The 25,238-nt window shown below is 36.0% G+C and carries 24 protein-coding genes; 18 read left to right on the forward strand and 6 right to left on the reverse strand.

Going from position 1 to position 25,238, the window contains the following annotated elements; all coding sequences use genetic code 11:
- Window positions 1–67: 67 nt before the first annotated feature.
- Together G6Q10_RS01440 and G6Q10_RS01445 are read right to left on the reverse strand one after the other, a co-directional pair.
- Entirely contained in the window at window positions 68–418 is a 351-nt protein-coding gene (locus tag G6Q10_RS01440; protein WP_163652134.1) for a YxeA family protein, read from the reverse strand.
- A gap of 232 nt (window positions 419–650) precedes the next feature.
- On the reverse strand, window positions 651–866 hold the full coding sequence (locus G6Q10_RS01445; RefSeq protein WP_163652135.1) for a hypothetical protein: 216 nt from the start codon (window positions 864–866) through the stop codon (window positions 651–653).
- Between the two features lie 168 nt (window positions 867–1,034).
- On the opposite strand from G6Q10_RS01445, the gene G6Q10_RS01450 reads away from it, so the two are divergent.
- The 4 genes from G6Q10_RS01450 to G6Q10_RS01465 all read left to right on the forward strand — a co-directional run bounded on the left by G6Q10_RS01450 (window position 1,035) and on the right by G6Q10_RS01465 (window position 3,402).
- Window positions 1,035–1,196: a hypothetical protein gene (locus G6Q10_RS01450; RefSeq protein ID WP_163652136.1), complete on the forward strand. Its 162-nt coding sequence runs from the start codon at window positions 1,035–1,037 to the stop codon at window positions 1,194–1,196.
- A gap of 152 nt (window positions 1,197–1,348) precedes the next feature.
- A complete protein-coding gene (locus G6Q10_RS01455) occupies window positions 1,349–1,765 on the forward strand; it encodes a hypothetical protein (RefSeq protein WP_163652138.1) in 417 nt (138 codons plus the stop codon).
- 264 nt (window positions 1,766–2,029) lie between these two features.
- Window positions 2,030–2,545 (forward strand): RICIN domain-containing protein, encoded by a 516-nt coding sequence (locus tag G6Q10_RS01460; protein ID WP_163652140.1) that lies wholly within the window; start codon window positions 2,030–2,032, stop codon window positions 2,543–2,545.
- A 206-nt stretch (window positions 2,546–2,751) separates the two neighbouring features.
- Window positions 2,752–3,402 carry a peptidoglycan recognition protein family protein gene (locus tag G6Q10_RS01465; protein ID WP_163652141.1) on the forward strand — a complete coding sequence of 217 codons (651 nt, stop codon included), beginning with the start codon at window positions 2,752–2,754 and terminating at the stop codon, window positions 3,400–3,402.
- A gap of 63 nt (window positions 3,403–3,465) precedes the next feature.
- Here G6Q10_RS01465 and G6Q10_RS01470 read toward each other — a convergent pair whose 3' ends face one another.
- On the reverse strand, window positions 3,466–4,446 hold the full coding sequence (locus tag G6Q10_RS01470; protein WP_163652143.1) for an ETX/MTX2 family pore-forming toxin: 981 nt from the start codon (window positions 4,444–4,446) through the stop codon (window positions 3,466–3,468).
- Between the two features lie 340 nt (window positions 4,447–4,786).
- Between G6Q10_RS01470 and G6Q10_RS01475 the strand changes: the two genes are divergently transcribed.
- The 5 genes from G6Q10_RS01475 to G6Q10_RS01495 all read left to right on the forward strand — a co-directional run bounded on the left by G6Q10_RS01475 (window position 4,787) and on the right by G6Q10_RS01495 (window position 8,896).
- Window positions 4,787–5,491 carry a carbonic anhydrase family protein gene (locus G6Q10_RS01475; protein WP_163652145.1) on the forward strand — a complete coding sequence of 235 codons (705 nt, stop codon included), beginning with the start codon at window positions 4,787–4,789 and terminating at the stop codon, window positions 5,489–5,491.
- Window positions 5,492–5,496: 5 nt separating this feature from the next.
- Complete coding sequence (locus G6Q10_RS01480) at window positions 5,497–6,453, forward strand: NAD(P)-dependent oxidoreductase (protein ID WP_163652147.1); 957 nt, start codon at window positions 5,497–5,499, stop codon at window positions 6,451–6,453.
- 12 nt (window positions 6,454–6,465) lie between these two features.
- A complete protein-coding gene (locus G6Q10_RS01485; RefSeq protein ID WP_163652149.1) occupies window positions 6,466–7,020 on the forward strand; it encodes an HD domain-containing protein in 555 nt (184 codons plus the stop codon).
- A 14-nt stretch (window positions 7,021–7,034) separates the two neighbouring features.
- Complete coding sequence (locus G6Q10_RS01490) at window positions 7,035–7,901, forward strand: ROK family protein (protein WP_163655655.1); 867 nt, start codon at window positions 7,035–7,037, stop codon at window positions 7,899–7,901.
- A gap of 74 nt (window positions 7,902–7,975) precedes the next feature.
- A complete protein-coding gene (locus G6Q10_RS01495) occupies window positions 7,976–8,896 on the forward strand; it encodes a nitronate monooxygenase (RefSeq protein WP_163652151.1) in 921 nt (306 codons plus the stop codon).
- A gap of 84 nt (window positions 8,897–8,980) precedes the next feature.
- On the opposite strand, the gene argH is transcribed toward G6Q10_RS01495, so the two are convergent.
- On the reverse strand, window positions 8,981–10,354 hold the full coding sequence (argH, locus tag G6Q10_RS01500) for an argininosuccinate lyase (RefSeq protein ID WP_163652153.1): 1,374 nt from the start codon (window positions 10,352–10,354) through the stop codon (window positions 8,981–8,983).
- Window positions 10,355–10,357: 3 nt separating this feature from the next.
- Window positions 10,358–11,572, reverse strand: a complete 1,215-nt coding sequence (locus G6Q10_RS01505; RefSeq protein ID WP_163652155.1) for an argininosuccinate synthase — start codon at window positions 11,570–11,572, stop codon at window positions 10,358–10,360.
- 184 nt (window positions 11,573–11,756) lie between these two features.
- On the opposite strand from G6Q10_RS01505, the gene G6Q10_RS01510 reads away from it, so the two are divergent.
- The 3 genes from G6Q10_RS01510 to G6Q10_RS01520 all read left to right on the forward strand — a co-directional run bounded on the left by G6Q10_RS01510 (window position 11,757) and on the right by G6Q10_RS01520 (window position 18,996).
- The gene (locus G6Q10_RS01510; RefSeq protein WP_163652157.1) at window positions 11,757–12,800 is read left to right on the forward strand and encodes an alpha/beta hydrolase; all 1,044 of its coding nucleotides are present in this window, start codon (window positions 11,757–11,759) and stop codon (window positions 12,798–12,800) included.
- 125 nt (window positions 12,801–12,925) lie between these two features.
- A complete protein-coding gene (gene nifJ / locus G6Q10_RS01515) occupies window positions 12,926–16,480 on the forward strand; it encodes a pyruvate:ferredoxin (flavodoxin) oxidoreductase (RefSeq protein WP_163652159.1) in 3,555 nt (1,184 codons plus the stop codon).
- Window positions 16,481–16,659: 179 nt separating this feature from the next.
- On the forward strand, window positions 16,660–18,996 hold the full coding sequence (locus tag G6Q10_RS01520; RefSeq protein WP_163652161.1) for a cation-translocating P-type ATPase: 2,337 nt from the start codon (window positions 16,660–16,662) through the stop codon (window positions 18,994–18,996).
- A gap of 55 nt (window positions 18,997–19,051) precedes the next feature.
- Here the strand turns inward: G6Q10_RS01520 and G6Q10_RS01525 are convergent, their stop codons facing one another.
- The gene (locus G6Q10_RS01525; RefSeq protein WP_163652163.1) at window positions 19,052–19,255 is read right to left on the reverse strand and encodes a hypothetical protein; all 204 of its coding nucleotides are present in this window, start codon (window positions 19,253–19,255) and stop codon (window positions 19,052–19,054) included.
- A 473-nt stretch (window positions 19,256–19,728) separates the two neighbouring features.
- On the opposite strand from G6Q10_RS01525, the gene G6Q10_RS01530 reads away from it, so the two are divergent.
- The 6 genes from G6Q10_RS01530 to G6Q10_RS01550 all read left to right on the forward strand — a co-directional run bounded on the left by G6Q10_RS01530 (window position 19,729) and on the right by G6Q10_RS01550 (window position 24,862).
- Window positions 19,729–21,156, forward strand: a complete 1,428-nt coding sequence (locus tag G6Q10_RS01530; RefSeq protein ID WP_163652165.1) for an amino acid ABC transporter substrate-binding protein/permease — start codon at window positions 19,729–19,731, stop codon at window positions 21,154–21,156.
- A complete protein-coding gene (locus tag G6Q10_RS01535; protein ID WP_163652167.1) occupies window positions 21,153–21,881 on the forward strand; it encodes an amino acid ABC transporter ATP-binding protein in 729 nt (242 codons plus the stop codon). Before G6Q10_RS01530 ends, G6Q10_RS01535 begins: the two co-directional genes overlap by 4 nt.
- Before the next feature lie 240 nt (window positions 21,882–22,121).
- Window positions 22,122–22,268: an Lmo0850 family protein gene (locus G6Q10_RS10030; RefSeq protein ID WP_197914074.1), complete on the forward strand. Its 147-nt coding sequence runs from the start codon at window positions 22,122–22,124 to the stop codon at window positions 22,266–22,268.
- A gap of 159 nt (window positions 22,269–22,427) precedes the next feature.
- The gene (locus tag G6Q10_RS01540) at window positions 22,428–23,195 is read left to right on the forward strand and encodes a hypothetical protein (RefSeq protein ID WP_163652169.1); all 768 of its coding nucleotides are present in this window, start codon (window positions 22,428–22,430) and stop codon (window positions 23,193–23,195) included.
- Window positions 23,196–23,465: 270 nt separating this feature from the next.
- Window positions 23,466–24,047, forward strand: coding sequence for a TetR/AcrR family transcriptional regulator (locus G6Q10_RS01545; protein ID WP_163652171.1), 582 nt, complete (start codon window positions 23,466–23,468; stop codon window positions 24,045–24,047).
- Window positions 24,048–24,301: 254 nt separating this feature from the next.
- Window positions 24,302–24,862 carry a hypothetical protein gene (locus G6Q10_RS01550; protein ID WP_163652173.1) on the forward strand — a complete coding sequence of 187 codons (561 nt, stop codon included), beginning with the start codon at window positions 24,302–24,304 and terminating at the stop codon, window positions 24,860–24,862.
- Window positions 24,863–25,238: the final 376 nt, after the last annotated feature.

Here is a 25,238-nt window from a genome sequence, read left to right on the forward strand (position 1 = left end):
TAGGTGTTGGGATATGGCGTTATGATTCAGTATCTTTTTACGTTCTTTAAAATTTAATAAACTCATCTTATTCCAACTTCTTTAAAATATTTGAAGGAATATCTTTTTGCTTTACCTTTTCTTTACTAGATATGATATTACGTCTATCTTCCCAATGAATGATGTAGTACTGATTTTTTTCCATTTTGTCTTGTGATTCTAAATTTAATTTTCTTTCTTGGCCATCTTTCCCAAATCCGGTAACTTTGTAATTATAAAAAGTATCCACTATTCCGTCAGGCGCTTTATCTTTTTTTACTATAGGGTCCATTGTGATTTTTACATAGTAGTCTTTTGAACCGTAATAGGTGGATAGGAAGAACCAGCCCGCTATAAATACAGCTACAACAACAACTAAAATACTAATTAAAAGTTTCATTTTATTAACTCCTTTCACTATATATCATAATGAAAAAATTCTTCTGGTAAAATCGATCTAACTTACATTTCTATTACATTTATGTAAGCGATTAGCCAAAAGTTACCTATTTTTTCTAATAAGAAAGTGAAAGGGGCTAAGCATCGAGCGTTCCGTTTAACGTACTGTAGTCATTAAATTTTTTGCTTTTAAGTCAAAGAAGTTACATTCTAATTAACTAAAGATCTTAGCACTAATCGAAGTAATATTGAAAAATTTTAATAATAAGAGGTAAAAAAAAGATGAATGGAATAACAATTAAAGGTGATTTCAATAAAATATATTTATCTAAGTATCCCATTATTACTTGTTGATCAACTAATAGCCAATTTATGTAACTTAGTAGTTGTAAAATAAATAAAAGCATGAGTCCAGTGAAAAATAGTTTTAAAGCTGATTGAATCGTCATAGCTCATCTTCTCCTTTATATTCTTACTAAAAACAGCATATCATATATTTGTTGTACTTGGATAATAACTTTTTATGAATACGATATAATAAACAATTTATTATAAATTGTGAATTTTAAAGCGATATTATGATAATATAATATTAGAAACAAGAAGGAGAATTCGAGATGTTTACAAAGATTCAATGGATAGCTTATGTTATCGTAGCAGTAGTTATACTTATTGTTGGCTATTTGCTTAATCATGTAGCGGGTAATATGTTAGTAGCGGAGTTAATGATATTGGGATGTATGGCTGGTGCATTTAAAATATATAATGGCAAAAAATAATATTTTTAAAACAGTGATTGAAGGGCAATTAATTTTTTTGTTTTAGAATTTATATCAGAATTGAAAGAATATTAGATATTAACATTATATTTTGACTTGAAAGCGTTTTTTTATTATAATTAATTATATAAAAATGAATGGAGGAATGTTTTATGAAGAAGTTATTTCTAAGTGCAGCGAGTTTAGTATGCGGTATAACTGTTTTCACCGGGGTAAGCTTTTACGACCTAAGTCCTCTAGCTCTAAATCATGATGTTGGAAAAGTTACTGTGCAGGCAAAAGGGATTGAAGGAAATGCAGTTATAAATGGGGTTAAGTACAAATGGTCTGAAACTTCTTGGAGTAAAAATAGAGGTGTAACATTTAATCCTGGACAACACGTTTATCAATTGGCACCTAACCCACATGACGATCCTTGGTACAATAAAAATCAAGTGAAATTTTACAATCAACTTGTTGACCAAGTAAAAATCTTAGGCGATGCTCAAAAATGGCTACAAGACAAATGGCCAAATACAATTTCAAATGTTACGGTTCATGGTGTCAATTACACCTTAGCCCCGAGATAAAGTAGCCAATAAAAACTAATACGTTTGCCCCCCTACTTCTAGCTATCAAGTAGGGAGGGCATTTTTTGCTGGTTTTGAAGAGTAAGCGAAATGTATTTTATTATTCCGTTGCCATTTAGCTATAAAAGACAGGAAGCGATAACCTTTTAGTAGTAAACGTTTGTGACATAAAACAGACATTTTATTACATTTTTTACCATTAAACTTTATTTTATGTTATGATGAAAGCGTAATTAAAAATAAAGATGAATGGAGAGATGGAAGATGAAAAAATTGTGTTTCGTAGTTGCTGTTGTCATGTGTTTTGTAATCGTTTTCACTAGCGGTGATGGTGTAAAAGCTGTTGCAGATCAACCAGTTCCAAATGGATATTATGCTGTGAAGCCCAAGCTTGATAGCAATTTACAGGTAAATAGTAATCTTCAATTAGGAAAATTAGCTCCAGGATATCAAAAATTTGAATTTTACTATATTCCTTCAAAGGAAAGTTATATTATCAATAATCAATACGGAGTTGAAAGTGTTAGGTGGAGTGGAAGCGAGGGTGTTGGCAATCTTGGCTGGGCAACCCGGAATTTAGATGATAGTAACATGCTATGGACATTAGAAAAGGTGTCAGATAATCAAGTTATTATTCATAATAAGAGAGATTCAAATATGGTGTGGGATGTTCATGATTACTATCCTAACTTAGGAGCTCCAATCAAAGCGGAAAAAAAACACCCTATTAATTCTGTTTTGCTAGATGCTCAAATTTTTATTTTAGATGACGAACGATAAACAAAATGGCGCACTAGTTGAAAAAATTAGTGCGTTTCTTTCTTTTTAGAAATAGAAGCAAGCATGCTAAGAAATCAGGAAAAGCTTATCTAGAATCTGTTTTTCTCTAACGAATCGGATGAACTGTTGTTGCGTAATTCTGTGATTACAAATTGGTTTAAAGTCTCCTAAATTTCTTATCGTAAAAATGATTGGAGGATTTGGAAATGAAAAAATATCTTATAATCATGCTTGCTTCTCTATCTATATATCTGGTGTCTAACGATCAGATCATATTCGCAAAGGATGTGGAAAAAATAGGCTATTTAGTTATTGAACGTCCTCATACTTTAGAAAAGATAAAAGATTTTCCAAAGCTGCCTTATAGAAGTGGTGTTGGTAGACCAGAAGGCGTTATTCTACATTCAACTGGGGAAAATGATAAAACACTTGAAGAATGGATTTCATATGAAGAGAAAACATGGGAAAATGCTTTTGTTCATGCTTTTGTTGATGATCGGAAGGCTGTTGAAATTGCGGATCCTAATTATTTATGTTGGGGTGCAGGCAAAGTTGCAAATCCGCGCTATGTCCAAGTTGAATTAGTTGAATTTCCAGATGGGACCTCGAAAATTAAGATGATGCAATCCATTGAACAGTATGCACATTATATTGCAAGGGTGTTAAAGCAATTTAATATTGGAAAACCTACTCTAGCAGATGAAATTAATGGGATAGGTACAATCATTACTCATAATTCAGTTTCTAAATATCTAGGAGGTACAACACATACCGATCCCTATAATTATTTGCCTAAAAATGGTTTCTCCATAAAATATGTTTTTTCACGGATTAATTATTATTATTATTCTATTTAATAGATATAGTAAAAATTAAGCAACTAAGTCACTATTTTACGGCGGCTTAGTTGCCATTTTATATTATTTAAGTTTATAACTTTGCTTATCTACAACTTTTACATTGTTCGAATCTGTAATATCTTCTGTTGTAACAAAGAATTCTGTGCCAGTTTCATAGCTATAATCGCCTTCTCCAACGAATGATATTTTAGATTCGAGTGTACCAAAAACATATTTCCAAATGGCTTCGTTTAAATCAGTCGCATTCGTTTCAAACTTAATATCATTTTTATTAAAAATAGAAGAATTAGTGAAGTATGCAAAGTCATAAGGATCCGTGATGTCGAATTGTTTTTGTGTTGGAATTCCGTGACTATCATAATGATACCCTTGCAGTTTGTTTGTAAATGTAGGGGTTGTATCTGTTGTAAAAGCATTTAAAGAAACTTTTCCATAATAAGACACTTTTCGTAAATCAACCGTTACTCGATATTTTTTTCCGGCTGGAACTTTAATTGGTTGACGTGTTGCTACTACTGTGTTTGTTACAGTTTTAGTATTCGTTTGCGTAGAAGAGGCATTAAATTCTAAATTAATTTTACTCTCTGGTAAAAAAATCTGAATGAATTGATCAGAATTAAATTTAAAGCCCTTAGTTGTTGATGTTGAGTTACTATAAGCTACTGCTTGGGAAAATTCTGATGTATTATATGTTTGCTCTGTAGCACTGTCTGTATTGTCAAATGTATTTGTTCCCATATAAATTGGAGTTTCATTACCTTTAGTAGGGCTACCTAATTGACTACCGCTTACATCAAATTTTTGATTCTGTGTTGTTCTAATTAAATTGGTGATCGTATAATTATCGACATGAGACATGTATTGTTGTTTCTCATAATAATCTTTGGCGATAGCATTTAAACGGTCAGTAATAGGAACAATAATGCCAGCTTTTTCAGAGGGAGCTTCTGCATGCACTTTCTCTGCAGCTAAATACGGTGTGGTTGTAGATAAGATTACACTAGGAAGCAATAATAAACTAAACAATTTTAACTTTTTCAATTTGTTTCTCTCCTTTTAATTTATAACGTAAAATTGTAATGACCAAAAATAGTTGTTAGCGCTTTATCACCTCTCCTACATTAGTTTTGGGAAAAAATTTAAATCTTTTTCTAAAACTAATGTATTCCTTTTTCATAAAAAGAAGTTGTGTAATAAATACATTTTATAAAAGAAAATATGTATTTTTTGTGAACATTAATTAAAAATTGTATTTAATCTACAAAATGTTTAAAATGAACGTAAGAATCACTTTGTTACAATTTTCTCAAGCAAAGCATTTGTTGCTAGGTTTTAATTTTAGCTAAAATTGGGAGTAACTTTATTTGTAAAGAGGTGTAATATGAAAAACAACAAGGTAAGATGGGCGTATCAAGGGGAAACGGGGCCGGAAAATTGGGGACATATTTGTTCCGATTATAAGATTGCTAGTACGGGAGAAAGACAGTCGCCAATTAATATAAAAAAACAAGATATCAAAAAATTAACGGGTCAAAATATCATCACTCATTATCATGAAATGCCTTATGAAGTAAAGCGGATCGAAAATTCTGTGCATCTGTTTCCGCTCGAAAAGACGCAATCTTTGGTGTATAATGACACTACTTATATCTTGCAAGCTTTTCATGCACATATCCCAAGTGAGCATCTTTTGAATAATACTACATTTCCAATCGAATGGCATTTTGTTCATCAAAATGAGCAGGGAGAAATGCTTGTTTTAGGGGTTTTTATGGAAATAACGGCAAATGTGGCTGTATCTTTAGGTGAGTTGCCTCGTTTTTTTTCAGAAGTATTCCAAGATTTTACGATTGCTCGTGAAATTAAGCTAGATATTGATACTTTTTTACCAAAAGAAAAAGCGTTTTTCACCTATCAAGGTTCGCTCACAACGCCGCCAACTGTGGAGAATGTTACGTGGTTGCTTTTAACTCAACAAAGGAGCTTAGCGGCTGATACTTTCTCTGGGTTAGAAAAAATCATAGGTGGAACAAATCGACCTGTTCAAGCACTAAATGGACGTGAAATAATCTTCTATGAGGAGTGAATAGAATGAAACAACGCATTTTTGTAGCTGGGAAGTTGATGGCGGAAACTGAAAGCAAATTACAAGCATTAGGTGCTGCGTTTTATACTGGTGATGGAAAAATAACTGAAGCGGAATTAATACAGGGCGTACGATTTTCGGATGCCCTTATTTGTCCACTTTCAAGTCCTGTCACTGCGAAAGTTTTAGAGAGTTCGAAAAATCTTAAAGTCGTTGCAAATGTGGGTGCTGGTTTTGATAACATTGCGGTTAAAAGAGCAAAAGAATTAGGGATTGCTGTAACGAATACACCAGAAGTTTCAACAGAAGCGACAGCTGAATTAACGCTTGGGCTTATTCTTGATGTGATGCGGCGAATTTCAGCAGGAGATCGTTTGTTAAGGGAAAGGCCGGAAGAATTTACGGGCTGGGCACCAACCTTTTTCTTAGGAAATGGTTTAGCAGGGAAAACGCTTGGAATTATCGGATTAGGCAAAATCGGTCAAGCTGTGGCAGAACGAGCAAATGCTTTTGGTATGAAGCTTATTTATTCTGGGCACAAGCCAAAGGAAATGGCCAAAAAATGGAACGCAAAGTTTGTTTCTGAAAAAGAATTATTTGAAACAAGCGATATTGTAACCATCCATGCCTCGTATAGTGAAGAGTTGAAACATTTAATTAATCATGAAACACTAAAATTAATGAAAAAAGAAAGCTTTCTTATTAATGCAGCTAGAGGCCCGATTGTTTGTGAAGCTGATTTAATTACGGCTTTAAAGCGTCATGAAATAAGTGGGGCTGCACTTGATGTGTTTGAATTTGAGCCAAAAGTGTCTGCTGAACTGAGACAGATTGAACAAGTCGTTTTAACCCCTCATATTGGGAATGCGACAATTGAAACGCGAATAAAAATGGGCGAAATAGCACTTGATAATGTCCAAGCGGTTCTTAATGGACTTGATCCGCTTAACTCCGTTTATTAGGTAGGTGACAAAATGTATCAGAAAGCGAAAATATTTGCGGCTAATGCTCATTTAGGCCAAAAACGCAAGATCACTGGAGAAAAATATTTTAGTCATCCATTAAATGTTGCTCGACTTTTAGCTAACGCGGGCTTTTCTGAAGAAGTTGTTGTGGCGGGGTTGCTGCATGATGTTGTTGAGGATACTGAGATAACCAGCCAAGAAATTGAACGTCAATTTGGCAAACCAGTGGCTGAATTAGTTGCTGCTCATACAGAAAATAAAGCTTTGTCTTGGGAGGAGCGGAAAGCGCATACGATTGAAACCGTACGTCTAGGCTCGTTAGCTGAAAAAGCATTGATTGTAGCAGATAAATATGATAATTTACTCTCGATTCAATATGCTTTTAGCTCAGAGGGGAAGCGCGTTTGGTCCTATTTTAAGCGTAGTTATTCTGAACAGAAGTGGTATTACGAAAGCGTGGCAAAAGAGATGTCTTTTGGGCTTGGCGTGCCTGAAATTCCAAGCTTCTTTTTTTCTTATGCGCAACTTGTGCCCATTGTTTTTGGCGAAAATATGATTAGCTAAAAGGAGTAAGTATGATGATTTTTGGAGCAATTGAAGCAGGTGGAACTAAGTTTGTTGTAGCAGTTGGTGATGAAAAAGGTCAGATCATTGAACGAGCAAGTTTTAAAACAAGAGAGCCACAAGAAACAATGGCAGAGGTCGTTACTTTTTTAAAAAAATATCAAGCTGATTTAAAAGGTATTGGAGTAGGTTCATTTGGCCCGATTGATATTCGGAAAAATAGTGCTACATATGGTTATATTACACATACTCCAAAAGTTGCTTGGCGGAACTATAATTTTGTTGGTCATTTAAAAAAGGAATTTGATGTGCCAATTGCTTTTACTACGGATGTTAATGCCTCAGCTTTTGGGGAAGTTCAATTAGGTGCAGCGCGGGACTTAAATAGTTGTCTTTATATGACAATCGGAACTGGTATTGGTTGTGGAGCGATTGTTTCTGGTGAAATTTTAACGGGTCTATCCCATCCAGAAATGGGACATATTCTTGTTAGGCGGAATGGACAAGATCGTTTTGCTGGTATTTGTCCGTCTCATAGTGATTGTTTGGAGGGGCTTGCTTCTGGTAAAGCGATTCAAAAAAGGTGGGGAAAAGAAGGAAAAGATTTAGCGGATAATGATGCTGTCTGGCGTTTAGAAGCTTATTATATTGCGCAAGCATTAATGAATTATATCCTTATTTTATCACCCGAGAGACTGATCATTGGTGGTGGGGTGACAAAGCAGCAGCCATTGCTTTCTTTTATTCGTAGTGAATTAAAAGCACTCATCAATGGCTATATTGAACTGCCGAATTTGGAAAAGTACGTTGTTTTGCCTAAGTTAGGCGACGATGCGGCAATTACCGGCTGTTTGCTATTGGCAAATTTAGTAAAGGATTGATAAAAGTTTGTCTATCCCTTCACAACAAACTTTGTTATACTAACATGATGAGATCAAAATTTGGGAGGAAAAACATGTCAATTACAGAATTACTTCACATTGAATATCCAATTATTCAAGGAGCAATGGCACAAATTGCAAAAGCAGAACTTGTTTCGGCAGTTTCAAACGCGGGAGGCTTAGGTGTGATAGCTTCTGGCGGAATGTCAGCTGAAGAATTAGCTGCAGAAATACGTCGAACAAAAACACTAACGGATAAGCCATTTGCAGTTAATTTAATGTTAATGATGACAAATATTGAAGAATTAACAGAAGTTATCATCAAAGAGGATGTAAAAATCATTACAACAGGAGCAGGAACACCAAAATCATTTATGCCAACTTGGAAGGCTGCTGGAATTACAGTTATTCCTGTTGTGCCATCTGTTATGATTGCTAGAAAAATGGAAAAATTAGGTGCGGATGCTGTCATTGCAGAAGGAACAGAAGCAGGCGGGCATGTTGGTGAAACGACAACAATGGCGCTACTTCCTCAGGTAGTGGATGCAGTTTCGATTCCTGTTATTGCTGCAGGTGGGATTGCCGATGGACGCGGTATGGTTGCAGCTTTTGCTTTAGGTGCTGCTGGAGTTCAAATTGGCACACGCTTTTTAGCAACAGATGAATGCCCTGTACATGATAATTTTAAAGCCGCACTGCTTAAAGCGGGTGACCGTGATACAATGGTTACTGGAAGGCGAAGCGGAGCACCAGTCCGTTCGATTAAAAATAAAATGATCAAAGAATATTTACGCTTAGAAAATGAAAATGTTGATCGTGATACACTTGAAAGCTTAACGCTTGGTTCATTGCGTAAAGCTGTAGCAGAAGGCGACACAGAAAATGGCTCCATCATGGCAGGTCAAATTACGGGGATGATTAATGAAATTAAACCTTGTAAGGATGTTATTTTGGAGATTATGAAGCAAGCAAAAGAAGTGACGAGCAGCCTCTAAGGTGTGCGCTAAGGATTGATAATTTTGGGACAGAAGCGAAATAAATTGGTGATCGTTACCCAGTTTATTCCGCTTGTGCCAATATTAGCTCTCTTTTTTTTTCAACAGAACAATCATTTCCTCGATTTGCCTAAACCCAGTTCCACCATATGAGCTGCGTTTAAGAACGGCTGTTTCTGAACGTAGTGCTTGATAAACATCTGCTGTAATAAGTGGGGAAAGCGTCTGGTATTCAGCAAGTGTAACATCTTGTAAATAAATGCCTCTTTTGACACAAGAGAGAACAAGCTTACCAACCATTTCATGAGCCGAACGAAATGGAATCCCTTTTTTGGCTAAATAATCAGCGAGTTCCGTTGCATTAGAAAAGTCTTTTTGTGTTGCTTGTATCATGGTTTCATGATTCACTTTCATTTCTTTGGCCATGCTTGAAAAAATTTTCAAACAAGAAAGCACTGTTTCAGCAGTATCAAACATCCCTTCTTTATCTTCCTGCATATCTTTATTGTAAGCAAGTGGTAGGGCTTTTAATGTCGTAAGTAAGCTAACCAAATTGCCATATACCCGGCCTGTTTTCCCCCGAATAAGCTCAGCCATATCAGGATTTTTCTTCTGTGGCATGATCGAGCTCCCTGTTGTATAAGCGTCACTTAATGTAATAAATTGAAACTCATGGCTTGTCCATAAAATCATTTCTTCAGCTAAACGCGATAGATGCATCATAATGAGCGCGCTGTTGCTTAAAAATTCAACAATAAAATCACGGTCACTAACAGCATCTAAGCTATTATGATAAATATCCTTTAAGCCAAGTAAAGCTGCTGTATATTTTGGATCGATCGGAAATGTTGTCCCCGCTAGTGCACAAGCTCCAAGCGGGGACTTATCAATTCGGTTTAAATTTTCAAAAAAGCGTTCGACGTCGCGAGTTAACATGGCATGGTAAGCAAGTAAATGATGGGCAAATGAGATGGGCTGAGCGTGCTGTAAATGAGTGTATCCGGGCATAATCGTTGTGATATTTTCTTCTGCTTGAGTGAGTAGTATTTGTTTGAAACGCTTAATTTCTTGTATGATCTCGTGAACTTTATTTTTTAAGTAAAGGTGCATATCCGTTGCTACTTGGTCATTGCGGCTGCGAGCAGTATGCATTTTTCCAGCAAGTGGACCGATTTCATCATGTAGTAACTTTTCAATATTTAAATGAATATCTTCGTTTTGTTCGGAAAACGTTACTTTTCCAGATTGTAATTTCATTTCAAGTTGTTTTAGTCCACGTAGGATTTCACTGACTTCTTCTGCTGTTAGAATGCCTGTCTTCCCAAGCATTTTAACGTGTGCTATGCTTCCTGTGATATCTTCTTGCGCCATTTTTTGATCAATCGAAATTGAGGCACCAAAAGATTCAATCCATGGTTCGCTTTTTCCTTCAAAACGTCCACCCCAAAGCTTTTCCATTTTTCACACCTCGTTCTCGGCTTTATTTTTGCTGTTTATTTCAGCATTTACTTTTGTTTGCAAACCCCAAAGCTTAATAAAACCAATGGCTGCATCTTGATCAAAAGTATCAGCGGACGTGTAAGTTGCTAAATTTTCATCGTAAAGTGAATTAGGTGACTTCCTTCCTTCAACGATAGCGTGCCCTTTAAACAACTTCATGCGGACGACGCCATTTACATATTCTTGTGTTGTTTTCAAAAAGCTAATCAGCGCTTCTGTTAGTGGTGAAAACCATAGGCCATTATAGATCATCTCGCTTATTTTTTGTTCAATAAGTGGTTTAAAATGGAGCGTTTCACGAACAAATGTTAAATTTTCAAGTTCTTGGTGTGCTGTGATTAAAACTTGAGCTGCAGGGCATTCATAAACTTCGCGAGATTTAATCCCAACTAGGCGGTTTTCAATATGATCAATCCGCCCAATTCCATGCTGACCAGCAATATCGTTTAATTTCAAAATTAATGAAGCAAGCGGTATTTCTTCCTTATTTAAAGCAACTGGGATGCCTTCTTCAAATGTAATTTCGATAACTTGAGGTGTGTTTGGAGTGTCTTCAAGACTTGTTGTTAGCTCATAAGCTTCTTCAGGTGGACTAATCCAAGGGTTTTCTAAGATGCCACACTCGTTGCTTCTTCCCCAAAGATTTTGATCAATGGAAAATGGCTGATCTAAATTAATTGGAATGGGGATGTCTTTTTGACGTGCATAATTAATTTCTTCTTCCCGTGACCATTTCCAGTCACGAACAGGGGAGATAATCGTTAAGTCTGGTGCTAAAGCATGGATGGCTACTTCAAAGCGCACCTGATCATTTCCTTTTCCAGTACAACCATGCGCGATGCAAGTTGCGCCTTCTTTTCGCGCTAGCTCGACAAGTTTTTTCGCAATTAAAGGGCGAGAGAGCGCTGAAATTAGGGGATATTTACCTTCATAATAAGCATGTGCTTGCAAAGCAATTAAAGCGAAGTCGTTTGCAAATTCATCTTTGACATCAATTGTATAAGAAGCAGAAGCGCCTATTGTTAATGCTTTTTCTTTAATAAAGGTTAAATCTTTTCCCTCACCAACATCAAGACAACATGTGATGACCTCGTAATTTAAGTCGGTCAACCATTTAATTGCAACAGATGTGTCCAGTCCACCAGAATAAGCTAAAATAACTTTTTCTTTTGTCATAATAAAAACTCCTTTTCTAATAATTATTCATTAATTTTTATATATATTAGCATTTAAAAGGATTAATATCAAATATTTATGCTTTTTTATGATTAAAAATTCATTTTATGCAAAGGCTTGGTCATCTAAAATAAAACTGCTATACTAAAAGAGTAAATGATAACGAATTAGGAGTTGAGCATAATTGAAAAATATAATGAAATGGGTTTTTATTGGGTTATTTAGTGTTATTTTATTACCGCTGATTGCTCTTTTATTTATCTTTAAAAAAGCAGCCGGGAAACGTGATTATAATCCAGCAGTCCTTGATAATTTAGAAGAAGCTGCACAAGACTATGTTAAAAAAACAGCACCACTATCTGATGTCGATACTCGTTATAAATATATCCGAGTTACTGAAAAAACTTTACGATCCGCTAAAAAGATCGCAATCGGTGATATTGAGAATAAAAAAATTGACGGTCCGGCTGGAAAAATTCCGCTTAGAATTTATACACCTGAAGCAGATGGACCTTATCAAGTCATTGTTTATTTTCACGGTGGCAGCTTTGTTACTGGGAATTTAAACACACATGATGCTATTGCTAGAAGAATAGTGCAGGCAACAGGCGCACGCGTTATTGCTGTGGACTATCGTTTAGCTCCTGAAAGTCCATTTCCGCGAGCGATTGAAGATGCTTATAGTGCACTTCTTTGGGTCAATTCACATCAAACTAGTTTGCGGATGAAATCAAATGAAATTATTGTAGCCGGAGACAGTGCTGGTGCTAATATTGCGGCAGTTGTTTCCCAATTAGCAAAGGCAAAAGAGCTGCCTGAAATTAGTAAACAAATCTTGCTTTATCCGCCAACAGATATTTTCAGCCGAGATGCTTCAGTCCTTTATCCTTCTATGGATGAATTTAAAGAGGGCTATGTTTTAACAAAAGAAGCACTTGATAAGTGTTTCAAACTCTATTTAGCTGGGGCAGAGAATCGTAAATACGATCCACTTGTTGCTCCTATTCGTAGCAAACACTTACATGGATTACCTGAAGCTTTGATCGTTACAGCAGAATATGATCCGCTTCGTGATCAAGGTGAGGCTTATGCGAAAAAGTTAACAGAGGCAGGTGTCTTGGTTACTTTAAAACGCATGGAGAAAGTGCCGCATGATTTTATGCAAACTGACTCTGATGCAACGGATGAAGTGTATCAATTGATCGGTGACTTTTTAACTGAGAAATAAATTGTAGAGTGTTTAGGCGCCTTTGCCTAAGCACTTTTTTAATGTTAAAATGAGTTCTTGAGTTAATGAAAACTCTAGTGTAAAATAAAAAACAATATTATTTAAGACTGGAAGTGCGAAAATTTATGCGTAATCAAAAAACAATGGATGGGAATACAGCAGCGGCATATATTTCTTACGCGTTTACTGAAGTTGCTGCGATTTATCCGATCACGCCATCATCAACTATGGCTGAACTTGTTGATGAATGGTCGGCGGCTTCAAAGTTGAATCTTTTCGGGGAACCTGTGAAGGTTGTGGAGCTAGAATCAGAAGCGGGGGCATCTGGTACGGTTCATGGCTCACTTAAAGCAGGCGCCTTAACAAGCACCTATACAGCATCACAAGGCTTGTTACTAATGATCCCTAATATGTACAAAATTGCTGGCGAGCTCCTTCCAACCGTTTTTCATGTTTCGGCCCGGACAATTTCAGCTGCATCATTAAATATTTTTGGTGATCATAGCGATGTGATGGCAGCTCGGCAAACAGGATTTGTCATGCTTGCTGAAAGTACTGTGCAAGAAGTGATGGACTTATCAGCAGTTGCTCACCTTGCTTCTTTAAAGGGAAGTTTACCATTTTTAAACTTTTTCGATGGCTTTAGAACAAGTCATGAACTGCAAAAAATTGAGCTTTTGGAATACGCAGAACTTGAGGCGTTGCTTGATAAAGGGGCACTAGCAACATTTCGTAATCGCAGCATGAGTCCAAATCGTCCAACAACATCCGGTACAAATCAAAATCCCGATATCTTTTTCCAACAGCGTGAAACGGTTAATCGTTACTATCAGGAAATTCCAAGTATAGTTCGTGAATATATGAGTGAAATTAACAAGCTTCGGGGAACGGATTATGATTTAGTTAACTATTATGGGAGTGAAGATGCAACGGATGTTATTGTCGCAATGGGTTCTGTTACTTCTGTCATCTCACAAGCCATCGATCATTTAATCGCACAAGGGAAAAAAGTTGGTTTATTAAATATCCGTCTTTACCGTCCATTTCCGAGTGACATCTTTTTACAAAAAATGCCCAATACAGTTAAGCGCATGGCTGTACTTGACCGTACCAAAGAGCCTGGCGCTTCCGGGGAGCCACTTTTATTAGATGTCCAAAGTGCACTATATGATAGTGAAAAACGTCCTGTCGTTATCGGAGGGCGCTATGGTCTAGGTTCAAAAGATGTGACACCAGATCAGATCCTTGGTGTTTACTCACATCTGGAAAGCGCCTTACCAAAACCACGCTTCACAATTGGGATTACAGATGATGTTACCCAGCTTTCTTTAGAAAACATTGGTCCAAAAGATTTAACAAACCCTGAAACCTTTCAATGTAAGTTTTGGGGATTTGGCTCAGATGGCACTGTGGGCGCCAATAAAGCAGCAATCAAAATTATTGGTGACCACACAGATTTAAATGTACAAGGTTATTTTTCCTATGATTCTAAAAAATCTGGTGGTCTAACTGTTTCTCATCTACGCTTTGGAAAGTCAAAAATCCGGTCATCTTATCTTGTTACTGAACCTAATTTCGTTTCCTGTTCAACAGCTGCTTATTTAAAAACGTATAACTTGTTAGAAGGGATAAAAGAAGGCGGGACATTTTTACTTAATACAGTTTGGTCAGTTGAACAACTAGAACGCCACTTACCAGCGAGTATTCGGCGCACAATCGCAGAAAAGAAGGTTAACTTCTATATCATTAATGCCTTGAAGATTGCTTCAGAATCCGGACTTGGGAGAAGAACGAATACAATTATGCAAACCGCCTTTTTCAAACTAACAAAAATCTTACCCTTTGAAAAAGCTTTGCAAGAATTAAAAGATTCAGCGCTAAAAACGTACGGTAAAAAAGATATGGGAGTTGCAACAAAAAATATTCAAGCAATGGATGCAGCGATTTCTGGACTAGTTAAAGTAGAGATACCTGCATCATGGTTAGAAGTAAGTGATGAGCCCAAAAAAACAGATCAAACAACACCATCTTATGTTAAGCAAATCCTCGAGCCAGTTAATCGTCTGCTTGGAGATACGCTATCTGTTGGACAACTCATCGAAAACGGGATGGCAGACGGCAGCGTACCTCAAGGAACATCCGCTTACGAGAAGCGAGGAATTGCGCTTGAAGTTCCTGAATGGATCTCTGAGAACTGTACGATGTGTAATGAATGTGCCTTTGTTTGCCCTCATGCTGCCATCCGTCCTATCTTGACAGATGATCTTGAGAAAGAAACTGCCCCTTTAGGATTTATTACACGCGAGATGCGAGGAAAAAATGGTTTAAATTACCGAATTCAAGTTTCGCCACTTGACTGTACTGGATGTAATTTATGCAGTGAGACTTGTCCAGCGAAAAAGAAAGCATTAGTGATGAAACCATTTGAAGAAATCGCCGAACAAGAAGAAAGAAATTGGGATTTTGCCATGAGCGTTACACCAAAGAAAAACCCTGGAAAGAAAAATACAATTCCAGGAAGCCAGTTTGAACAACCATTACTTGAATTTTCTGGTGCATGTGCTGGTTGCGGGGAGACGCCGTATATTAAATTAGTTACGCAATTATTTGGCGACCGGATGATGATTGCTAATGCGACGGGTTGTTCTTCTATATGGGGAGCAAGTGCCCCTGCCACACCTTATACTGTCAATCATCTAGGACAAGGTCCAGCTTGGGCTAATTCACTTCTTGAAGATAATGCAGAGTATGGTTATGGCATGCATCTAGCAAATCAAACCCTCCGTAAAGCATTAGCCAATAAAATAAAGGAAGCATTAAGTAGTGGGGAATATTCAGAACATCTACGTGCATGTTTCACTGAATGGTTAGCGCAAATGGATATTGGTGAGGGCACGAGAGAACGCGCTGAAGATTTACAACTTGCTCTTCTTGCTGAAATGAAAGATCAACCACTCTTAGAAGAAATTTATGCAGCACGTGATTTGTTTATTAAACGTTCGCAGTGGATGATTGGTGGCGATGGCTGGGCTTATGATATCGGCTTTGCTGGAATTGACCATGTGCTTGCATCTGGTGAAGACGTGAATATGCTTGTTATGGATAATGAAGTTTATTCCAATACAGGTGGTCAATCTTCAAAAGCGACACCAACCGCAGCTATTGCAAAATTTGCTTCTCTTGGGAAAGTTGCCGGCAAGAAAGATCTTGGCATGATGGCCATGAGCTATGGGAATATTTACGTTGCACAAATTGCAATGGGAGCAAGTAAACGTCAAGCACTAAAAGCCATTGAAGAAGCCGAAAAATATCCAGGCCCATCGTTAATTATTTGCTACACCCCATGTATTGCGCATGGAATTTCTTCAGGCATGAAAACAATGCTGTCCGAAACAGATAAAGCTGTTGAATGCGGCTACTGGAATTTATATCGTTATAATCCTGAACTTGAAGAAAAAGGAAAAAATCCAATGATGATGGATTTTAAAAAACCAAATTTTGCGTTGTTCAAGGAATTTTTAATGCGTGAAACACGTTATTCAGCACTTTATAAACAAAACCCAGAAATAGCTAAAAAACTGGCCGAAAAAACCCAAAAAGATGCCGAAAAACGTTTTATCCGTTATGCAAGCCTTGCTGGACTCGATACAGAAAAAATAGTTGCAACAAAAACAAAATAAAACGGTGATAACGCAGGAGGTTAAAAACTAAAAAGCAGGAAAGTTGTCACCGATTTTCCCCAATTTCTTTCATGTGATAAACTTGTCACCTTTTGTAAGTGAAATGAATGGAATAGCAGCTGTTTTTTTGCTAATCTGAAATTAAATAATCTGACTCTAGCGCAAAGGATATGGTGGAAATGGGCCAAGAAAGCCAAAAGTTAAATGATTCTCTTCATCCAGTTGCTGGCTTAACCGAGCAAGAAGTTAAAGAACGAATCGATACAGGGCGCCAAAATCATTCGCTAAAACCTCTTACTAGATCAATCTCGCGTATTTTTAGCGATAATACGTTAACACTTTTTAATTTGCTCAATATTTTTATCGCGTGTTTTATTATTTATACAGGAAGTTATAAAAACTTGTTATTCCTCGGAGTAGCGATTTGTAATACAACCATGGGAATCTATCAAGAAATCCGTGCCAAAAGAAGAATCGACAAACTCACAATTTTAACACAAGCTAAAATACACGTCCTTCGCGAGCGGAAAATCATTGAAATCGAGCAAGAACAGTTGGTTGAAAATGATGTTATGTTTGTTTCGCGTGGAGAACAAGTTTGCGCTGATGGGCCTGTTCTTGCAACATCTGGTATTGAAGTTGATGAATCACAATTAACTGGCGAATCTGATCCGATTGTAAAAAACGTTGGCGATGAACTAATGAGTGGAAGTTTTGTTGTGAGTGGTCATGCTTACGTAGAAGCAGTAGCAGTTGGAGAAGCGAGCTTTGTTTCTAAATTATCACTGGAAGCGAAACAAGAAAAAACGGCTTATAGTGAGTTGTTACGATCTCTTAAAACGATCATCAAAATTTTAACTTTTGTCATTATTCCACTTGGTACCATTTTATTTATCTCGCAAATGACGAAAAGTGGAGACTTAAATGCTTCAATTTTAGGAACTGCAGCTGCTGTTATTGGTATGATACCTGAAGGGCTTGTTTTGCTTACTTCGATTGCACTTGCTGTTGGGGTCATGAATTTAGCTAGGAGACGTGTACTTGTAAAAACAATGCCAGCGATTGAAACGCTAGCACGAGTAGATGTCCTTTGCTTAGACAAGACGGGAACAATTACAAATGGAGAGCTCCATGTTACTGATATTTTGCCTGAATCTGATTATACAGAAGCCGAACTTTCTGAAGCTGTTTCAGCTATCGTACACAATTTAAACGACAATAATTCTACTAGCCTTGCTTTAAAAGCGACGTTTACGGATCAGCCAGATTGGACGCATAGCCAAATGATGCCTTTTTCCTCAGCGCGAAAATGGAGTGGTGTAACATTTCAAGATAGAGGCAGTTACATTATTGGTGCTCCAGAATTTATTTTTAAAGATTTACCAGAAGCGAAAAAAACCGAAATAGATAGGTATGCTGAAAAAGGTTATCGAACACTTTCTTTAGCAAAAACACTAGAACCTTTAGAAAGTTTCACTAATCCCGAATTAATTGGCATTATTTTAATTGCTGATGAACTCCGCAAAGAAGCAAAAGAAACTTTTCGTTATTTCAAAGAACAAGGTGTTTCGATTCGTGTTATTTCGGGAGATAACCCAGCAACAGTAGCCAATGTAGCACAACAAGCAGAAATTGAAAACGGCGAACAATATATTGATATGAGCAAAGTGAGTGAAGAAGCCGATTTTGTAGCACTTACCAAAAGTTATACGGTCTTTGGGCGTGTTTCTCCTTATCAAAAAAAACGTTTGATAGAGGCTTTTCAAAGCGAAGGCCATACTGTTGCAATGACCGGAGATGGCGTAAACGATGTTTTAGCGCTAAAACAATCTAACTGTAGCATTGCCATGGCTGAAGGTAGCGATGCCACAAGAAGCGTTGCCGATTTTGTTTTATTAAATAATAACTTTGATTCAATGATTGGGGTTTTAAATGAAGGGCGTCGTGTGATTAATAATATTGAACGGGTGGCATCGCTTTATTTAATTAAAACGATTTATTCAATCATTCTTACATTGATTTTCATTTTCGTAAATAATGCTTATCCATTTCAACCGATTCAGCTTAGCCCTATCTCAGCTCTTACAGTAGGGATCCCATCCTTTTTCTTAGCACTGAAACCGAATTATAAGCGTATCCAAGGACAATTTTTGAAGAAAGTGATTCAAACCTCTTTACCGGCAGCACTTTGCGTTGTCATGTATATTATTGTTATTTTGCTTATTGGCAATTTCTGGAATTTAAAATCCGCCGAAGTTTCAACGATGAATGTCTTACTTACAGGGGTTATTTGTTTCACCGCACTTGTAACGGTTGCTTGGCCATTTGATTATCGAATTGGCTTAATGATTACACTTCTTCTCAGCGCATTTGTGATGGTCTTTTTATTTGCAGGAGGGATATTCTCGCTTGTTTCACTATTTAATATGAAATTAGCGGTGATTTATATCCCACTAATTCTCACTGTAAAGCCACTATTTTATTCATTGCGTACGCTTATTATGAAGTTTATTTAAGTAAAGGCATACACAAGTAATTTCTACTCGTGTATGCCTTCGCCTTGTGGATAAACTAATCAAGATAAAATTTTACTTTGTGATTTTGGATAAAGCCAAAGTAAGAGACGTCGAAAGCCGATAAAAACGACAAAGCCAATGATGCAGTCACAATAATATCATCTACATCAAAAACGCGAAACATAAATCCTACACTTGCTCCAATGACAAATTGGCTTATTTCAATGATTAAAATAAATGATAAACTAAAAATAATCATTTTTTTCCAATTTATTCGTGTAAGAAATGGCAGCCCAAAACCAAATCATAAATATTCTCCTTTTTAGAAATATAGTATAATCCAGAAATACCAATGCGTCTTATTCCTTAAGTAAATAATAACACGAAAAAATAAAAAAGAAATATTATTTAGATAAACACATGATATTAAGTTAAGGTAAAACTGAATACTGATCATTTTAGCTTTCAGTACCCTGTAAAAGTTATTTCAAAATTACAAATTTAACCAAATAAATTTAGTAAAAAAAGACGCCTTTTTGAACGAAAATGGCTATGTATAAATGTTTTTAATGTCAAAAAATCTAACATGACATGTAAGTTATAAAAACTTATAATAAATAACTATGGTCAATAACAGAAGCTTATGGTAAAATCTTTAAGGTAATCCTTAAAAAATAACAAATAAAAAGTTGATAAATATAAAAGAATTCTGTGATACATAAGGAGGAAATTATGAAACAAATCAAACGAATATTACCATTTTTAGCGGCAGCACTGTTTGTTGCTATTATTTTTGGTGGTTTTACTGCGCCTGTTTATGCTAAAGAGAAAAATTATGAAATTGCTACAGATGATACTTTTGCGCCGTTTGAATTTGAAAATGGTAAGGGAGAACTTGTCGGGATTGACATGGATATCTTAAAAGCAATTGCTAAAGACCAAGGATTTACCTATTCTGTTAAACCTATGGGCTTTAATGCAGCTGTCCAGGCGCTTGAAGGAAGACAAGTAGACGGCGTTATTGCAGGCATGAGCATTACGAATGAGCGTAAGAAAAAATTTGATTTCTCCACCCCTTATTTTGAAACTGGCGTTGTCATGGCTGTGAAAAAAGGCGACAACGAAATTAAAAGCTACAAAGATTTAAAAGGGAAAAAAGTTGCCGTTAAAACAGGAACAGAAGGCTATCAATTTGCTGAAAAAAACCAAGCGAAATATGGATATAAACTTGTACCTTTTGACGATTCTGCAGGAATGTACGAAGATGTCAAAGGAGGAAATTCAGTTGCTTGCTTTGATGATTATCCCGTGCTTGCTTATGGTGTAAAACAAGGAAACGGACTTGAAATTGTCACTAAAAAAGAAAGCGGCGGCAGTTACGGTTTTGCTGTAAAAAAAGGACAAAGTAAAGAACTACTTGACCAGTTTAACGCTGGACTCAAACATATTAAATCAACTGGCGAATACGGGAAGATTATTGATAAGTATGTTGGTTCAGATGCAAAAACAGATACTTTCTGGGATACATTAATAAATAGCTCACCTGCACTACTTGCTGGGCTTTGGAATACAATTAAATTAACATTTATTTCGTTGTTTTTTGCTGCAGTTTTAGGACTTGTTTTTGGCTTCTTAAAGGTAAGTCGGAACAAGGTTATGCGAGGAATTGCTAGTGTTTATGTAGATATTTTTCGTGGGATTCCGCTAATTGTTTTAGCGTTCTTTATTTATTTTGGTATCCCACAAGCACTTAACTTTCGAATGGATCCAACTGTTGCTGCTATAATCACCCTTAGTTTAAATGCTGGGGCTTATATTACCGAATTGATACGTGGTGGGATTAACGCCATTGATAAAGGGCAAATGGAAGCCGCACGGTCATTAGGGCTTCCTTATGGGAAAGCGATGTCTAAGATCGTCTTACCACAAGCTGTTCGCGTTATGGTACCGTCATTTATTAATCAATTTGTCATTACATTAAAAGATACATCTATTATGAGTGTTATCGGCCTTGTTGAGCTTACGCAGTCAGGTAAAATTATCATTGCCCGTACTTTTGAAACAACAGGTATTTGGTTTGTTGTTGCCGTTATGTACCTTGTTGTGATTACATTACTAACCAAACTTTCGAATATTCTTGAGAGGAGACTCGGCAAATGACAAAGTTAAAAGTAACCCAGCTAAAAAAAAGTTATGGCGATAATGAAGTTTTAAAAGGAATCGATCTTGAAGTAAAAGAAGGCGAAGTGGTCTGTGTTATTGGCCCTTCTGGTTCTGGAAAAAGCACTTTCTTACGTTGTATGAATCAACTTGAAGACATGACAGCTGGTGAAATTATCGTGGATGATTTTAACTTAACGGATAAAAAGACAAATATTAATAAAGTGCGCGAAAATATTGGTATGGTATTTCAACATTTCAATTTGTTCCCCCACATGACCATTTTAAAAAATATCACATTAGCACCAGTTGAATTGAGAAAAGGAAGTAAAGAATCTGCTGAAAAAACGGGTCGGACTTTACTTGAGCGTGTAGGGCTTTTGGATAAAGCAAATAGTTATCCAAGCCAATTATCCGGTGGGCAAAAACAGCGTGTTGCGATTGCTCGTGCACTGGCTATGAACCCTGATATTATGCTTTTTGACGAGCCAACATCAGCACTTGATCCAGAAATGGTTGGGGAAGTGCTTGGCGTTATGAAAGATCTCGCTAAAGAAGGTATGACAATGATGGTGGTCACACATGAGATGGGCTTTGCACGCGAAGTTTGTGACCGCGTTGTTTTCATGGATGGTGGCTATATTGTAGAAGAAGGAAAGCCAGAACAAATTTTTGATCATCCAAGCCATGAAAGAACGATTAGTTTTTTAAATAAAGTATTGTAAAAAACATACTGCGTTTAGTTGGATAAGTTTCTTTAACGAAAGAAATTCTCCACTAAATGCAGTATGTTTTTTTACAAGCAGCATAGTTTTAAATAAAAATAAATGGCGACTTTGAAAAAAATATGTAAAGAAAAGGTTAAAGTTAGAAAAAAGGGGTATTCTTATTATAACATTTATGTTAAAGTGAACTTATAAAAAGAGATAATTGAATGAAAACATTTTGTAAACGGGGTGGTTAGCTTGAAAGAGAGCACTGATGAATTGAACAAAATCATACGTCAATTAGAAGAAAAAGGCATCGTTGTTGAAAAAACGAAGTCGCGAAAGGACATTTGGCGCGCTTTAACCATTAAGCAAATGCCAAGTGTAAAATTAAGTTTGCGGTAAATGGAGATCAGAGGTTTTTCCTTCTGATCTTTTTTAAACGAATGAAAAAGACTGTCATCATAAAGTAATTTAGATTTGAAACTTTTGACATATATTTAGAGCCCAAAATGTTGTATGATGTTAACTATAGGACTAAAAGTAAGAAAATGAGGCAGGCATATGAAAAAAGATATGATAAATCAATCCATTTATATACACATGGATAGCGTAATTAATAATGTAGCGACAAGCGGAATTTCCTTTCATGATTTTATGAACGGTGTTACCATGCCACCAGCTAATATTTTATTGATCAAAAATCAGCTTGAAGATTTGAATTACAATGCACATACGGGCTTTAACTATATTGATTCTGTGAGCTTACTTGATCAAAAAATACAGCAAAATGAGCGAATGAAAGATATTTGTTGGATTGACTTTGAAGATATCGATTTACTTAATCAGTTGTCTTCACAGGAGATTGCTGAATTGCTTTATCTGGCGCATACAGGTAGACACCTTCGTTCACCGTTTTATTATAAGTTGCAAAATAATTTTGTTTATCTTACAAAACGGGATGGTTGGTATAATAAAGTTTATTATCGAAATATGAATCATTTCTATGACTTACTAAGCTACGTCATAGCTGGTAGAACGAATGACATCATCAACGATAAACCACTATTTTCATTTGGGAAAAAGAGAAAGGTTAGCCAGCCGCCTGTGGCTCTACTTAGACAACTCGCTGATTACTTTAAAGAAGGCGCATGTATCGCTTTTGGTAAAGCTGAAAAAACGCGAACCCACTTAAATATCCCAATTGGTCTTGATTTATCAGAGGGATTAGAAGAACTCGAGCGATCAGAAGAACCGATTGCATATAACAAGCGTGTAGCTATTTTAAGTTATGACATCAAACAAAATGAATGGAAATTATTAAATCATTAAGGGTCTAGGACATCATGCGATTCAGCTCTATTTTTAAGAAAATACGATTTAAAAAAAGATAGCGTAGATTCTACACTTCGAACACGACAAATCGAGCGAAAGTGTTTGTATTAAAGAAGTTTGCCATAAGCCGGAAACGGAGCGTATGACTATACGTGAGAACCGGAAGTATGGCAAACTTCTTTCATGCGAACAGTTGTTGTCAATTTATTTTGTCTATCTCCCAGATTCTTTTTGATAATATGGTGGCTAGGCAACAGGAGGTTGATTATGTCAAAAATTACAGTAAAGAAAGCAGCTTTAAAATTGTTTGCAGAAAAAGGATATGATGGGACAGCCTTATCAGAAATCGCACAATTAGCAGGAATTAAAACACCATCTATTTATGCTCATTTCTCTTCAAAAGAAGCGTTATTTATGGAAATTTATCAAGATGTTATTCAAAAAGAGTTAAACAGTTTTAAAGAGGCAAGCAAGGAAGATTATAAAACAGCGAGAGACCTGCTGCAATCCGTTTTCTATAAAGCAACTGATTTTAAACAAGCAGCTGATGCGAAGAAATTTTTTCAAAGGACGATTTATTATCCTCCTAAAACGTTACAAAACAAATTAAAAGAAGAAGCAAGCACTTATGAAACATTAACTTTCCAAGCACTTGGTGAAATTTTAGTCGAGGAAATCCCAGATGAAATATCGAGAAAACATTGGTTACATATCTTTTATTGCCTGATCGATGGCCTTAGTGTAGAGCATGAATTGTACCATGCTAAAGAATTTGAAGAGCGTCGATGTTCTGCTTGGTTAGTACTAGAGAGCTTAATGAGTAAAGAACACGGACGCTTCTTTAAGTGAAAATCTTCTCGATATACGTAAATCTAGATATACGCATGTTTTTGAAAATTTATTGAGACAGTTGAGGGATTGAATTTAACAAATTTAATTAACTTTTTAATATAAATCAATAACTAAATTTATAAAACTTACATTTATATATTTAACGTTTATAACAAAAAATAGCTCATTTATTATATTTTTCGTTTTGGTATACGATTTTGTGTTATGATGAAAGCGTAATACATTATAATAAAAAAGGAGAGGTTTTATTTATGAAAAAAGAAAAAGTTTTAAAAGTTGTAGCACCGATGATGATTGCCTCATTAGTATTTGCGCCAATAGCACCAGCAATTTCTGCGTCTGCTTCTGAAAGTGAAAATATTGTTAGTCCTAAAAGAGAGAATGAAGCTGCAGAAATGCTAAATAGTATAGATGTAGAACAAGTCCAAAATCAAGCAAAGCAAATGAATATTTATGATTCAGAAGGCAATATAACTATCACAGATTCACAGTTAGCTAGATTAATGCAATCACAGGATATTACAGTACCTGATGAGCTAAAAAAGGCTGCAATGCAAAGAAAAAGTAGTGTAACTAAAATAGTTAAAAAGAGCGGATATACTTATATTTATTTGAGTGCAGCTTTAGGTAAAACTATCTGTGTAGGTAGTCTTGGTGTAGCAGGAGTTTTAATTGCACTTACAGGTGGGGTCGGTATTACTGTTGCGTATACTATAGTCAGCACTGTGGTAAGTATGGGTTGGAATTATGTGAGTAATGGTATCTGGCTAAAATTTAAAGGAGCTAAATTGGTGGCAAAAGGAAAACAATAATATGAGAGAGGTGCTACGATTACAATGAAAGTGACTAAAGTCCAGATAACTATAGCAACTTTGATAGTTTTATCAGCAATAATTACCATATATGGAATTTACTCTGAAGTGAAGTGGATGCAATATTTAGGTTTTGTTATTTTTGGCATCGCATTAGTTATGTTGATAATCAGAGCTTTCATTTCAGAGTCAAGCAAACACTAATTTATTATGTGAAAAGTATAAAATAAGTAAATATTCATGGATATGAGAATAAGAGTTCCGTGCTATTATAGCATGAAACTTTTTGTTGCCATGACACGATTTTTTTGAAATTATTGGGACAATACAAAAGTCAACTAGGGTACAAACCTATTTTATTTACAATGTTTATAAG

This window comes from Listeria sp. PSOL-1 (genome assembly GCF_902806445.1).
In the GTDB taxonomy this organism is placed as follows: Bacteria; Bacillota; Bacilli; order Lactobacillales; family Listeriaceae; genus Listeria.

Bases quoted from the DNA above. Each gene is read 5' to 3' on its own strand.
- G6Q10_RS01440 (WP_163652134.1), bottom strand. From the start codon at position 418: ATGAAACTTTTAATTAGTATTTTAGTTGTTGTTGTAGCTGTATTTATA.
- G6Q10_RS01445 (WP_163652135.1), bottom strand. From the start codon at position 866: ATGACGATTCAATCAGCTTTAAAACTATTTTTCACTGGACTCATGCTT.
- G6Q10_RS01450 (WP_163652136.1), top strand. From the start codon at position 1,035: ATGTTTACAAAGATTCAATGGATAGCTTATGTTATCGTAGCAGTAGTT.
- G6Q10_RS01455 (WP_163652138.1), top strand. From the start codon at position 1,349: ATGAAGAAGTTATTTCTAAGTGCAGCGAGTTTAGTATGCGGTATAACT.
- G6Q10_RS01460 (WP_163652140.1), top strand. From the start codon at position 2,030: ATGAAAAAATTGTGTTTCGTAGTTGCTGTTGTCATGTGTTTTGTAATC.
- G6Q10_RS01465 (WP_163652141.1), top strand. From the start codon at position 2,752: ATGAAAAAATATCTTATAATCATGCTTGCTTCTCTATCTATATATCTG.
- G6Q10_RS01475 (WP_163652145.1), top strand. From the start codon at position 4,787: ATGAAAAACAACAAGGTAAGATGGGCGTATCAAGGGGAAACGGGGCCG.
- G6Q10_RS01480 (WP_163652147.1), top strand. From the start codon at position 5,497: ATGAAACAACGCATTTTTGTAGCTGGGAAGTTGATGGCGGAAACTGAA.
- G6Q10_RS01485 (WP_163652149.1), top strand. From the start codon at position 6,466: ATGTATCAGAAAGCGAAAATATTTGCGGCTAATGCTCATTTAGGCCAA.
- G6Q10_RS01490 (WP_163655655.1), top strand. From the start codon at position 7,035: ATGATTTTTGGAGCAATTGAAGCAGGTGGAACTAAGTTTGTTGTAGCA.
- G6Q10_RS01495 (WP_163652151.1), top strand. From the start codon at position 7,976: ATGTCAATTACAGAATTACTTCACATTGAATATCCAATTATTCAAGGA.
- argH (WP_163652153.1), bottom strand. From the start codon at position 10,354: ATGGAAAAGCTTTGGGGTGGACGTTTTGAAGGAAAAAGCGAACCATGG.
- G6Q10_RS01505 (WP_163652155.1), bottom strand. From the start codon at position 11,572: ATGACAAAAGAAAAAGTTATTTTAGCTTATTCTGGTGGACTGGACACA.
- nifJ (WP_163652159.1), top strand. From the start codon at position 12,926: ATGCGTAATCAAAAAACAATGGATGGGAATACAGCAGCGGCATATATT.
- G6Q10_RS01520 (WP_163652161.1), top strand. From the start codon at position 16,660: ATGGGCCAAGAAAGCCAAAAGTTAAATGATTCTCTTCATCCAGTTGCT.
- G6Q10_RS01525 (WP_163652163.1), bottom strand. From the start codon at position 19,255: ATGATTATTTTTAGTTTATCATTTATTTTAATCATTGAAATAAGCCAA.
- G6Q10_RS01530 (WP_163652165.1), top strand. From the start codon at position 19,729: ATGAAACAAATCAAACGAATATTACCATTTTTAGCGGCAGCACTGTTT.
- G6Q10_RS01535 (WP_163652167.1), top strand. From the start codon at position 21,153: ATGACAAAGTTAAAAGTAACCCAGCTAAAAAAAAGTTATGGCGATAAT.
- G6Q10_RS01540 (WP_163652169.1), top strand. From the start codon at position 22,428: ATGAAAAAAGATATGATAAATCAATCCATTTATATACACATGGATAGC.
- G6Q10_RS01545 (WP_163652171.1), top strand. From the start codon at position 23,466: ATGTCAAAAATTACAGTAAAGAAAGCAGCTTTAAAATTGTTTGCAGAA.
- G6Q10_RS01550 (WP_163652173.1), top strand. From the start codon at position 24,302: ATGAAAAAAGAAAAAGTTTTAAAAGTTGTAGCACCGATGATGATTGCC.